The sequence below is a fragment of the Anabaena azotica SJ-1 genome, from assembly GCF_047275885.1.
Lineage (GTDB): Bacteria > Cyanobacteriota > Cyanobacteriia > Cyanobacteriales > Nostocaceae > Trichormus_B > Trichormus_B azotica_A.
The window spans coordinates 2,834,033-2,846,754 of the sequence record NZ_CP178454.1; the positions used below are offsets into that span (position 1 = coordinate 2,834,033).

Here is a 12,722-nt window from a genome sequence, read left to right on the forward strand (position 1 = left end):
GAGGATGTGAAAAAATGGAAACTACAGAACCAAATTCCACGCCATTTCCCCATCTCCCACCAGTTATTGAAAGCGACGATAGAGAGTATCTAGATAGTGGTGTACCCAGCACAGTTGCGATCGCAGGTCATCCTCTACACCCTCTAAGTGTAATCTTTCCTATCGCCTTTTTAGCCGCAGCTTTAGGTAGTGACTTTGGCTACTGGTTAACACGGGATTTTTTCTGGGCTAGGGCTTCTGTGTGGTTAATAGGACTAGGTTTAGTGACTGGTATTATTGCTTCCGTAATTGGCATGAGCGATTTTTTACAAATTGAACGAGTCCGCAAACGTACCGCAGGTTGGACGCATTTAATTCTGAATATTTCTATTTTGGTTTTCACAGCCCTCAATTTTTTCCTACGTTGGCGTGATGCTGAGTCACACATACTACCCTGGGGTTTCATCCTATCCCTGATTGTGGGAACTTTAACCAGCCTTACCGGGTGGTTTGGTGCTGAACTGTCTTATCGTCACAAAATTGGTGTGGTGGGTGCAGGTAGTAAAAGATATCCATAATGAAGGCAGGAGGCAGAAGGCCGTTTTTGTAACGGGGATTTATACTCAGCGCCAAAAACTTTTTTTCACCTTAAAAGGCCAGGTTCTAGACCCGATTGTTTCGATAACTTAAACTTCAGGCGATCGCGCTATCTTTAATTATGAAGATCAAAAGAGTGCATCTTTCATGAAAGGTAAACAAGTTTTACTCACTGGTGGTACTGGTGGACTAGGTTTAGGTGTGACACCCGCAGTTTTAGCCCAAGGTGCTGAAGTAACAATTCCCTATCGTAGTCCTAAAGATGTAGAACGTCTCAAAGGGATTCTATCACCTGCGGATATTGCCAGAATTAAATTTATTCCTGCTAATTTGGAAGATGAAGCATCGGTAGATAAACTGATCAGTCGGATGATAAGAGTAGATGTTTTAATTCATTTAGTGGGCGGTTTTTCAATGGGGAAAACTCATGAATACAGCTTTTACGATTGGAAGCGTGAGTTAGAATTAAATCTGAATACAACTTTTTTGGCTTGCAAATATAGCCTTAAAAGTATGTTAGAAAATGGCTATGGACGCATTGTCACCGTCGGTTCTCGTGCGGGTGTAGAACCTGCGGGACAATTAGCGGCTTATTCTGCGGCTAAGGCTGGTGTGATCTCATTAACAAAGGCTATAGCCGATGAAACCAAAGGAACTAATATCACTGCAAATACCGTCCTTCCTGGTATCATTGATACTCCCAGCAACCGGGAAGCTATGGGTGCAGACAACGCATATAAGTGGGTAAAACCTGAATCTATTGCTGAGGTTATTTGTTTTTTAGCTTCGGAAGCTGCTAAGGATATTAGAGGTGCAGCAGTTCCTGTTTATGGGAATGTTTGATAATTAAATTGTAGTTTTTTTGAATTAATGCCCATTCAGAAAAATAACTGGATGGGTGTTTTTTGTATGGTTAAGGAAACTGTCAGAAATGGCTACGCCACGCTACGCGAACAGGATTGCCAGGATTTAAGGATTAAGAGGATTAAAATTAGGGTTTTATTATCAATTACCCATTACCAGCTTCAATTGCTTCTTTTAAATTATCTTTTGCTTCCTCAATGCTGTCTCCCTGACTAACAATATCTGATTCTGGACAAAGGGAAACATACCCATTATCTTCTTTTTCAATTTGTTTTAGTCGCTAATTATGGTGAAGATAGGGTAAGTTTAGAATTCATTAAATCAAACTAAAAAATCACCTTCCCATTTTCCAGCAGTTTTATCAAAAAAATCAGCAGGATATTCTAATTCTTCAGGTGTTGGTATTTTTTATTAATGGGGGAAAATATTTTTTTATTTTTTCAATTGCCTTCTGTACATAAATATACATATTTTATTGCTAGTTAACGCAAGTATATATAAAAAATATCACGCGACATTGTTATTAGGTTGCCCCTTCGTAAGCCCAAAGCCCAAAGGAAAGGAAAAATCCCTATAGCGCGTAGCGTCCATAAAAACTCATAATAGTTTACACCGACGTAAACAGTAAGCTTTGATTATGGTAAAGCACATACTTGCTCACCGAACGGCGATAGCCAGGTGAACAAGAATTAGCTTAAACACAAAGGGCGGCGCTCCACCGCCCAAATGCAAGGCTGTTTTACCTGTTGATAATGGCGCGTGATGATTAAAGTATAAAACATTGAAGGTATAAAAAACAAGTGTTTTAGAAAGGAACAGGATCATCTGTGTTACTAAAACAAAATTTTTCTGGTTGCCAGTTTGTTAAGTAATGTAAAAATTCTAATAGTTCTTCTTCTGTTAATTGTTGCAAAGAAAGTTTATGATAATTTTCCTGTAAATGTTGGCGTTTTTTAGTTTTATTAAATTTCAATTCTTTGAGTTTATAATTAATTTGTTTAACAATATGAGATTGAGTCATAAACTCTTGATGAACCAATACAGATTTTTCACGTTTACGTAAATATTTTTCTTTAATTCGTTTGATCTGCTCTATAAATTTAGCACCTTTTTCTGGATTTACCATTACCACAAAATTAGCAAACCCTTCAATAGCTGCCATAATATCCTGGGACTTTCCCCAAGTATAATTTTGCAGTCCATCTTTTTCAATTTTATAAAGAACAGCACGAAAAGTTTTAATTTTATCTCTGGAAATATTCAGTTTTTCATTAACGATGATACCTGTTACTTCCTGTCTGCGATAATTGCGAACTACCCTAGTTTTATTTTCATTAATTTCAAAGTCTTCTTTTTTAACAATCAAATTAGTAAGTTTGAGAATATTATTGATATTCACAAGACTCTCACCAGCAGCAGAAAAAGTTAAATCATCAGCATAGCGAGTATAATCAAAACCATATTCTTTAGCCATAAAAGTTAATCTTCTATCCAACCTGCGACAAAGAATATTGGTAATTGCTGGACTACTTGGTGCGCCTTGGGGTAAATAACGATCTGTCCATGATAATATATAATTATTTACTCCGTTTATTTCCACTTCTTTAATTTTTGGTTCAGTGCAAATCAAAGCAAAAATTGTTGAGGCTATTTCTGAATATCCAAAGGATTTAAAAAGTCCCTTAACTCGTTTATAAGAAATTGAAGGAAAAAAATCTTTGAGATCCATATTAATAATGACTTCTTTACCTACATGAATCTGTGCATTGGTCACTATTGAACGTTGTAAACAGAACCCGTGAGCAGCATCATGTAATTTTATTTGTTCTAAAATATTATGCAATATCCAATTTTGAGCTTTTTTTAATAATTTTTTGGGGGCGGAAATTTGCCGATATCCACTAGGTTTTTTAGGTATTTGAAACCGATTATAATGATAATATTTGCGAGAAAAAGCCAGAAAGCGTAAACCTTTAATACTAATTCCCATGGCTTGAGCAATTTCTTCATAGGAATTATATATGGGTAAGTTTTTACTTTCTAATTTCTGCTGATTAAACTGGGAATTTTGGCTATACTTTTTTCGCAGTAAATCAATTTTTTTTAATCTTTTAGAAAGGAAACTCTCCAATTTATTTAAGTCTGCGGATATCCATTCATATATTTCTTTTTCTATGTACCAAGTACCCCCGTATTCAATATAAATAAAGTCAGCACTATCATTATTTTCATTATTTGAATGATGGGGATAATCTTTGCCAATTAAATCCTGCATTTTTTGAAAGATATTTGTATATTCTCCATCAGCAATGAGTGTATTAGCTTTTTGTAACTCAGCAATTGCACCTTGATCATCTCTTTGTTTCCTACGGATTAAACCCCGGTAGTGATAAGCTTGATAACTATTTGGATCTTGAGAAATTATTTGATTGAAACAATCAAGAGCTTCAATATATTTTTGTGATTTGTAGAGATAAATACCTCTATTGAGAATTTGATTAAAGTCCATATTGTTGGTAAATGCAATTGGTTGAATATTTATTGAAAATAATATACAGTTTTAGTCCGTTTTAACAGAATTTATTCCCAGACGGGTTTGCTGGTGTCATTGGAAATGATCTTTTAGAATTAGTAGAAAGAATGCTGGTTTACAAATTCTCATCCTATAGCCGTCAGGAGTTAGAAGCAATGTTTGGATTAACAGAATGGCAGCAAACTCGATTTTATCAAGAAGTAAAAGAAGAAACGAAGTTAGAAACCATTCCTAGACTGTTAAATGAAGGGCTAACTGTAGAACAAATTGCTCGTATACTTGAGTTAGATATCGAAGTGGTGAAACAAGCAATCAAACAGCAAAGTAGTAAATAGACATTGGATGAACAAATATAGGGGCGATACACCGTGAAAAGCGATCGCCCACCAGCCCACAATATTATACTAAAACCCTAACGTTTAACAGGCGTACCGCAAGGATAAGTAGCTACTTCCTCAGCAGCTTCTTCCTTAACAACTGGCTTGTCTTTAGCCGCAAGGTAATCTTTTTGCAAAGTCTCTAACAATGCTTCCCGTCTATCATACAAACGCTTTAACGGACGAAATTCGCATTGATTCAACACATAAGCTGTTACCAAAGGCAGCGCAATTGTACTATCTGTATAACAAACAATTGTGTTAGGTAACTCATCGGGGTCAACTTTACCCCAACTCACCGCTTCCGCTGGAGTCGCACCCGATAAACCACCTGTATCTGGACGCGCGTCGGTAAACTGGACAAAGAAATCATGTCCTCTTTCTTCCAATCCTAGAACCTCGTGAAGCTGCGGTTGTGTTTGTAATAAAAAGTTCTTAGGACTACCACCACCGAGAATTACGGCTGCACTTGTACCATCGTTTTCTCTCGCCCCATAGACAATAGCCGCTGTTTCATTGACATCAATAGACGGATCAATCACCAACTTTGAACCTTCTAAAGCCAAAGCCGCCACATTCATCCCAATGGAACTATCACCAGGAGAAGAAGTATAAATAGGTACGCCACATTCATAAGCTGTAGCTAATAAACAGGAATGCTGCACACCTAATTGCTTTTCTACTTCCCGCACATACTTACCTAGCAAATAATGAAATTCAGCCGTTCCCATGCGTTTTTGAAACGGTTCAGCTTGCAAAACTTTACGGATAAAAGCGTCAGTTTCTAACAGCACATCATAGCCAAAGATAATGTCATAAATTCTGATTGTTCCTTCCTCCCGTAATTTGACATCATCTAAAAACGGACTACCCGCAAACAATTCAAAACCTAAACCATAGTGCATATCATGGTAAAGATTTGCACCAGTGCTAATCATCCAGTCAATAAAACCATGACGAATTAAAGGTGCAAGGGCGGAAACTCCAAAACCCGCTGGTGTCATCGCCCCGGAAAGGCTAACCCCGACTGTTACACCTGGTTGAAAGATATCCTGACTCAGCAGTTGACAAGCTTCTCGCAACCGGGCTGAGTTGTAAGCGGTGAAGTAGTTATTAATCAAATCAACCACACCAATATCGGCTGACATGGGTATAGGTGCAATTTTCTTACTTTGCAGTTTTGACATTTTTGCTCACTTTCAAATAAATGGTAAATACCCCGCATCTAATGTTATCTAGCTTTTCAGCAATTGTTTCAAGTCTTCTTGATACACAAGGTTAGCATCTTGGTTAAAAATCACAATAATTACCTGTTTGGGCAAATTATAGCTTTATTAAAAGCCTCTCCAGATAAGGGTTAAAGCATTGTTAACCCTTTAGTTAAATTCGCTGATTGATTTTCTGGGCGTTTAACGTCTCTATGTTTGTGAGAATTACAGTTTTTTATATTAAAATGTCAACAAAAGATTAATTTATTTCTTTGCCAGTAGAAATAATGTTATAATTAATAACATATTTTTCTTTGTCTTGATAATAAAATCACTAATAAACAAGAAGTAATTAATTGTATAAATTCCCGATCCAGGTAAATTTTGATTTGTAAAAGTTGTTGCTGGATAAAATATATAGATGAAAAACGACACCCCAGAAGAATTAAATTCTGATCAAGAACTTTCGCGTTTGATAGATGAGGTTATGTCATCGTCATCATCTCTGAATGATGAACAGTATCGCCAAAAAATGCAGCGACGTAAGGAAGTCCAAGATCAACGCATAGCTAAAGCCATACCGGAAAAAGGTTTAATTATCGTCAATACAGGACATGGTAAGGGGAAAACTACTGCGGCGTTAGGAATGGTAATGCGATCGCTTGGTCATGGATATAAAGTAGCGATCGTTCAATTCATCAAAGGCGCTTGGGAACCTTCAGAGAAGCGGGTTTTCAGCCATTGGCCAGACCAACTAGAATTTCATGCAATGGGTGAAGGCTTTACCTGGGAAACTCAAGATCGCGATCGCGATTTAGATAAAGCCAGTGCGGCTTGGGATAAATCATTAGAATTTATCCGCAACCCAGATTTTAAACTCGTACTATTGGACGAAATCAACATTGCACTCAAACTAGGTTACTTAGAAGTTGAACAAGTATTAGCAGGTTTAGCCCAAAAACCACCAGATAAGCACGTAATTCTCACAGGTAGAGGCGCACCACCAGCTTTAATTGAAAAAGCAGATTTAGTCACAGAAATGACCTTAATTAAGCATCCTTTTCGAGATCAAGGGATTAAAGCCCAAGCGGGAATTGAGTATTAAACTACTGACCAGCACCGCTTAAATCTTGACTACAAGCCTGTAAAATTTGTTGATCATTAGCACTGACAGAATTTAACTGATGATAGTCTTGCAGTGCTATGGAATGGGCGTAAGTGATAGCATTTTCATCATTCAATCTGGGTATTCTACTAGCTGTTGAAACCTGAGTTAAACCAGCTTCACCCGGAGAACTAGTTACCGTCATAGCCAATTCTCCCGACTTAGCAAGCGTACCTTGAAAACAGCTAAACTCAGAACTGGGCATATACAATGCACCAATTACCTTACCTTCATGTTTTTGAAAGACAATATAACCTTGTCCTAGCTGGTTTGGTGCTGAGGACTGACCATAAAGGTAAATTCCATCTTTTTCAGGGAAATTTACTGGTGATGTGCCTTGTAATTGTCTTGTCTTTGTGGGAATTGTTGTAGGAATAGTTGGAGTATTTATGGTGACAGATGGAGATGATAAATTGTTAGCAGCAAGACTATTGAATTGCACTTGATTTTGTGGATCTCTAATACCGTTCTGATTCGGCAGAACAACATTTTCATGTCTACCTTGAATCTGGTTAGTATGACTTGGTAAATCTGCTGCAATAGCTGTAGATTTTAAGTTAATTTTCGTCTGATTACCAATTACACTCAATCCTAAAATCCCACTAGTAACAAGTAGTCCAATAACAGGAAATGTTAACTGATGAGAGGGAATGAATTTAGAAATATTGTTAAGCACCTGATTTCTCCTGTAATAAAATTAACTACTTACCTGCAATTCGCTTAAATCTTAACTAAACACTGATACTTCGTGATTCCCTCAAAGGTTTTATATATAATCGGGAGTAAAAAACAGTGGAAAACTGGAGTTTTTCTATATTTTTTATTGAGAATCTCACAATATCATTGTTGGAAATTTTCTGGCTGCACCTAAAAAATTCACTCTTTTAGGGGATGGTAAAAATATTTTTCAAATTCTCATTTAATATGTGGGATATTTTGAGTTTGACATTTTGTTTATAAATTTCTCAAGGGGTAAACAGAGGTAAATTGTTGATCATGATCACTTGATTTGTTCTTCAAATGTGATACACATTTTTGATTTAAACCTTGGTAATCTCTATCTAATGATTAACTACAACAGCAAACCTGGGAATTTCGGACGAGAACAGGGAAAATTAAGGGGAAAGTGAAATGCTAATCTCTGAAATGTAGTTAATTTTCACACCCCTCAGTAAAAAGCCTGAATCAGTTATGCAACTCATTAGCAGCGAAATCCAAGCCATGCGGGAATTAATGCCCGACTATACCCCCGGACTGGAAGCAATGGATCATTTAGAAAAGCACAATGGCAATATGGAAACAGCTTTTCAAGATTTATGGCGAGAAAAAAATGGTCAAGTCATCATGGGGGAAGGTAAATCTTTGTTGGATATCACCCTGAAAAACCTGCGAAATGAACTTTGCGGCGATGACGGGTTTCGTGGTCAAATCAAGGAATATACGAAAAATCCCGGTAGTTCACCTTTGCTGACAGGTGCGATAGTTTCCTTAGTGAGTTTAGCCTCAGCCAACGGTTTACCCCTTGATCCGGCGATCGCAACCGTTATAGTTTTGTATATCCTCAAAATAGGGGTAAATATCTTTTGCGATTATACAGAACCACCGACTACTAGTAGCGGAACTTTACCCCCAGCCAAATAATTTATGATGTAGGGGCGGGGTTTCCCCGTCCTCACAGGTTTTCACTCCCTCGCAGAACTCAATGCTTATGAATCCAATTATTTTAGATGACTTAGATCCAAATATTATCGAGTGGCTAAAATCTCGCGCTCAAAAGCATGGGCATTCTTTACAAGCTGAGGTAAAGTCAATTTTACAACATTTAACAGTAAGAAAAACAGAAGAAGTTAAATTATTTGCGGAAGACATAATTCAGTGTAAAGCAGATTTAATGTTGCAGCAAATTCAGATTCATTCTCAGTCTATAGATAAAAATACGCCTGAATTAATGGAAACTTCGACAGGAAATAGTCAACAGGAATTATTAGAAATCAAAGCGAAACTCAAGGAATTACAATCGGGAATTTCATTAGGTAATTTATCAATCAGGGAAGCTAGAGAATTAGGAAGATAATTTTACAGAAATTATAGAAGGAGTGATGATTTATGATTGAGAAATTTCAACTTTTATATTTTTTGTTGTCAAATTTATTCTACTTGATAACTGTAAAACTTCAATACCTATAACCTGATTTTGTTCATTAAAATCAAGTACAATTCCTGGATAAACTTCTTCAGATTCAATAATTTTTGATTCATCCAGACGCAAATAGAGAGCATCAGCTTCTTCATCAATATGTACTTTCATAATTTATTCCTTTGGGTGCGGTCAAAATAAACAGTGATAATTCGCCAAGGTTCTTTATTTTCATTGTACACAACACGCAATACTCTATTACCATTTTCAGGAATGCGAGCTAAAGCGTGACGTAATTCTGGATCTTCCCGATCTGGTTCTGTTTTCTGGGGTTCTGCTAATACCCGTGCTACCCATTCTAGTTGAATTTCTCTTGCGGTAATGACTTGTTGGGCATGAACAGTCAAGTCATAAGGAAAGTTGTCTGTGTTTGTCACTCACTCATTACCTTTGAATATTGTTTCACTCACTGTATTATCCAAGATAACAGTAATTTAAAAGCCAAAATTACATCACTCTGGTAATCTCTCTAAAATCTTCTTCGCAATATTTGCCCAATATTCATCTTTATATTCAATATATATATCTAACGCTGTTTGTAAATTTACCCTCGCCTCTTGATAATCTTCCTGTGCTTTTGCAAGTGTTCCTAAACAGTGGTAAGTTAAGGCTTGAGAAAAGCGATCGCCATATTCAATTTTGATAGCTAAAGCTTGTTGATAAAATTCCCGTGCTTGGGCATATTCTCGCATTTCCTGGGCTACATATCCCAAATTGTGGTAGGTTCCAGCTTGAGAAAAGCGATCGCCATATTCAATTTTGATAGCTAAAGCTTGCTCATAAAATTCCCGCGCTTGGACATATTCTCGCAAATTTTGGGCTACTCTTCCCAACTCGTGGTAAGTTCCAGCTTGAGAAAAGCGATCGCCATATTCAATTTTGATAGCTAAAGCTTGTTGATAAAATTCCCGTGCTTGGGCATATTCTCGCAATTCCTGGGCTACACTTCCCAAATTGTGGTAGGTACTAGCTTGAGAAAAGCGATCGCCATATTCAATAAAAATAGCTAAAGCTTGTTGATAAAATTCCCGTGCTTGGGCATATTCTCGCAATTCCTGGGCTACAATTCCCAACTGGTGGTAAGTTCTGGCTTGTTCATAGCGATCGCCATATTCAATAAAAATAGCTAAAGCTTGTTGATAAAATTCCCGTGCTTGGGCATATTCTCGCAATTCCTGGGCTACACTTCCCAAATTGTGGTAAGTTCTGGCTTGTTTATAGCGATCGCCATATTCAATAAAAATAGCTAAAGCTTGTTGATAAAATTCCCGTGCTTGGGCATATTCTCGCAATTCCTGGGCTACACTTCCCAAATTGTGGTAGGTAATAGCTTGAGAAAAGCGATTGCTCAATTCTTCACCAATTTTTAAACACTGTTGATAATATTCTCTAGCTTCTGAGAACCGCCGTAAATCCAAATAAGCATTACCTAATTTAAATAAAGCATAACCTTCACCATTACTATTTTTTAGTTCTTTGGCAATATCTAAACCCTGTTGATAATAATTAATTGCTGTTTCAAACTTCCTTTCCTCACTATAAGCATCACCAATTTTATTTAAAACCCAACTTTTAGAATTTCCATCTGCTAATTTTTCTGCAATTTGTAAAGCTTCCGCTAAATATTTCCTTGCTATTTCCGGTTGATGCTGACTAATATAAGCTGTTCCCAATTCTAATAAAATATTACTATACCTGCGTAAATTGCCATCATTTACTTCTTCACAGGTAGGTTTATATTCCATTAATAAACGTTGTAAAATCTCAATCCTTTCTTGTTTTTCCTGTGGTTCTACTCTATCAATTTTTATTTCAGATTCCAAAGTTTGAGCAATGGCATTTTCTCTGGTTGTTTCTAAAGTTTTAAATCTAAACACACCAGAACGCCAAGCCCAAAAGTCAGGGGCAAATTTAGCTAATCTGTTAATAGCGTAATCTGGTAAAATAAATAATATAGGATGGGGTACTGTTTTTTTATAAGCATCCCTTACAAAATTCAAATCTTGTAAAACTGGTGGATATTCTCCAGAAAGACCTATTGATTTTTCTAAACCTTGAATTATTAATACTAACTTTTTATTGGCTTGTTTCTCAATTTTTGGTAATTCTTTGACAATTTCATCGCGTAAAAAGCGTAAATTAGGATCAGCAAATTTGAGTATTACAAATTGAATCTCTTCACATTGAGAATTTATTTTTAAAGCTTCGATTAATAACTCTGCATCAGGAGGAAAATTAATTTCAATAAATCCTAAAGTTAATTTTTCAGAAAAGTCGATAAAGGTTAACAATTCCGCAAAAATATCTTCATTCAGAGCGATAAATTGCCCCAATTCAACGTTAAAATCAGGTTGTAATTTCTGCCAGTGCTTGTTTGAAGAATTCATTTTGCATTACCACTGGGTTAGGATAATTCCATCGGTTATCACCGTTGTATTCTAAAACCGAAGTATTAAACAACATTAACTGTCCAATATCATCTTTACTTACATCTTTATTAATACAAACTTGCGCTAACAATGGATAATGGTCATTGGGAATAAATCTTTCAAAGCTAAATTGTTGTTGTTTCACAGCATAAATAATATCTTCTGCCAAAATTTTAGGATGCTTTTTAGTGCTGGCTGTTTGACAAGCTGATCTCATCATTTGCATAAGTTGACGCACATGGCCACCACTGGCTTTAGCTAATTCTAGCAATTCTGCACGGGAATTAAACACAGCATCAATATCTACCCGTTTTTCTACTAAACTCGCTATTGCATCTAGTCCTGGTTGGTTATAGTCTAAATTGTAAATATTTCGGTCTAATTGGTATATATTCACCATTGGAACAATGTGAGGATTACCATTAAACAAAGATAGGGGATTTTTGGGCGAACACAAAACAGAGATAGGAACTGTATAAATAATTGTACAATGAAGTTCTTGTAATTGTGCCGCATAATCAAAAAATAAATGATCTGCTACTCTAGGAGGAATGCGATCTAAGTTATCAAAAATAATCAACAATCCTTTATAGTCTGGGTATTTTTTTCGCAATTTAACATAAGCATCATCTAGTAATAAATTAATATCTGCTTTGAGACGGGATATATCTTTTTCTAAGGTTTGGCGAATTGTGGTTTTCTGCTTATCAGAACCTTTTATTTGTGCCAATAATTTCACCATTAATTTAGCAATAAATGGCGCACCACCTTCTAAACTTGCTTCTGATTCTACACTGACAGATTTTTCTACACTTTCTTCATTTTCTTTAGTAATTTCTTTAAACCAGGCTTCAAAACTATTTAATAATCTTTGATCAAAATTTAAGCCTAATTTACGTAAAGCAAACTCAACTTGTTTGATCACAATTAAATATAAATCCGTATAATTAGCGTCGTTAATATCTGTTTCTTCATTTACTTCTAAATAAATCACATGATAATTTTCTTTCCAGAGTTTTTGAATACGTTTTAATTCTGTACTTTTACCAGAACCACGATGACCAGTAAATAAAATAGTGCTGAAATTTGCTGGTTCTTGAAAGTCTAAAATTGTACTTACACCATCAACTGCTGAGGTTTTACGTACTGCTGATAAATCAACATAGTATTTTTCTATTTCTTCACCTTCTAATGGTTCTAAAGTACAAGCATTATAAGCAGCTTTAAAAGTATTAGCACGTTGAAAATTAGGTTGATTCATAAAAAGAGTATATTTTCACTTTTAACAATAGATTACTTTAAAAATACAACTTTTCTGATAACTATTCAAACAGACATGATATATAGCTGTAGCCAGGATAATTAGGACATTA

Annotated in this window: 12 protein-coding genes and 1 pseudogene; 6 read left to right on the top strand and 7 right to left on the bottom strand. The window is 35.9% G+C overall.

What is annotated here, in order from left to right; translation table 11 throughout:
• The first annotated feature begins 14 nt into the window (after positions 1-14).
• Both ACLLO5_RS12435 and fabG read left to right on the top strand, forming a co-directional pair.
• A complete protein-coding gene (locus ACLLO5_RS12435; protein ID WP_413175765.1) occupies positions 15-557 on the top strand; it encodes a DUF2231 domain-containing protein in 543 nt (180 codons plus the stop codon).
• 166 nt (positions 558-723) lie between these two features.
• A complete protein-coding gene (fabG, locus tag ACLLO5_RS12440) occupies positions 724-1,419 on the top strand; it encodes a 3-oxoacyl-ACP reductase FabG (RefSeq protein ID WP_413175766.1) in 696 nt (231 codons plus the stop codon).
• Between the two features lie 826 nt (positions 1,420-2,245).
• Here fabG and ACLLO5_RS12445 read toward each other — a convergent pair.
• Entirely contained in the window at positions 2,246-3,949 is a 1,704-nt protein-coding gene (locus ACLLO5_RS12445; RefSeq protein ID WP_413175767.1) for a reverse transcriptase domain-containing protein, read from the bottom strand.
• 110 nt (positions 3,950-4,059) lie between these two features.
• Here ACLLO5_RS12445 and ACLLO5_RS12450 point away from each other — a divergent pair.
• Positions 4,060-4,308: pseudogene (locus ACLLO5_RS12450) on the top strand (hypothetical protein); the annotation flags it as partial.
• A 77-nt stretch (positions 4,309-4,385) separates the two neighbouring features.
• Here the strand turns inward: ACLLO5_RS12450 and ACLLO5_RS12455 are convergent.
• Positions 4,386-5,537: a homospermidine biosynthesis protein gene (locus tag ACLLO5_RS12455; protein WP_413175768.1), complete on the bottom strand. Its 1,152-nt coding sequence runs from the start codon at positions 5,535-5,537 to the stop codon at positions 4,386-4,388.
• 442 nt (positions 5,538-5,979) lie between these two features.
• Between ACLLO5_RS12455 and cobO the strand changes: the two genes are divergently transcribed.
• A complete protein-coding gene (gene cobO / locus ACLLO5_RS12460) occupies positions 5,980-6,663 on the top strand; it encodes a cob(I)yrinic acid a,c-diamide adenosyltransferase (RefSeq protein ID WP_413175769.1) in 684 nt (227 codons plus the stop codon).
• 1 nt (position 6,664) lies between these two features.
• Here cobO and ACLLO5_RS12465 read toward each other — a convergent pair whose 3' ends face one another.
• Positions 6,665-7,399: a hypothetical protein gene (locus ACLLO5_RS12465; protein ID WP_413175770.1), complete on the bottom strand. Its 735-nt coding sequence runs from the start codon at positions 7,397-7,399 to the stop codon at positions 6,665-6,667.
• Between the two features lie 515 nt (positions 7,400-7,914).
• Here ACLLO5_RS12465 and ACLLO5_RS12470 point away from each other — a divergent pair.
• A complete protein-coding gene (locus tag ACLLO5_RS12470) occupies positions 7,915-8,364 on the top strand; it encodes a hypothetical protein (RefSeq protein ID WP_413175771.1) in 450 nt (149 codons plus the stop codon).
• A 67-nt stretch (positions 8,365-8,431) separates the two neighbouring features.
• Entirely contained in the window at positions 8,432-8,797 is a 366-nt protein-coding gene (locus ACLLO5_RS12475) for a FitA-like ribbon-helix-helix domain-containing protein (protein ID WP_413175772.1), read from the top strand.
• A 30-nt stretch (positions 8,798-8,827) separates the two neighbouring features.
• On the opposite strand, the gene ACLLO5_RS12480 is transcribed toward ACLLO5_RS12475, so the two are convergent.
• The 4 genes from ACLLO5_RS12480 to ACLLO5_RS12495 form a co-directional block, all read right to left on the bottom strand.
• Positions 8,828-9,031 (bottom strand): DUF2283 domain-containing protein, encoded by a 204-nt coding sequence (locus tag ACLLO5_RS12480; RefSeq protein ID WP_413175773.1) that lies wholly within the window; start codon positions 9,029-9,031, stop codon positions 8,828-8,830.
• The gene (locus ACLLO5_RS12485) at positions 9,028-9,297 is read right to left on the bottom strand and encodes a DUF4258 domain-containing protein (protein ID WP_413175774.1); all 270 of its coding nucleotides are present in this window, start codon (positions 9,295-9,297) and stop codon (positions 9,028-9,030) included. The genes ACLLO5_RS12480 and ACLLO5_RS12485 overlap by 4 nt, the downstream gene beginning before the upstream one ends.
• Before the next feature lie 75 nt (positions 9,298-9,372).
• Positions 9,373-11,307, bottom strand: coding sequence for a tetratricopeptide repeat protein (locus ACLLO5_RS12490; protein WP_413175775.1), 1,935 nt, complete (start codon positions 11,305-11,307; stop codon positions 9,373-9,375).
• Positions 11,267-12,610 carry a P-loop NTPase fold protein gene (locus ACLLO5_RS12495; RefSeq protein ID WP_413175776.1) on the bottom strand — a complete coding sequence of 448 codons (1,344 nt, stop codon included), beginning with the start codon at positions 12,608-12,610 and terminating at the stop codon, positions 11,267-11,269. The genes ACLLO5_RS12490 and ACLLO5_RS12495 overlap by 41 nt, the downstream gene beginning before the upstream one ends.
• Positions 12,611-12,722: the final 112 nt, after the last annotated feature.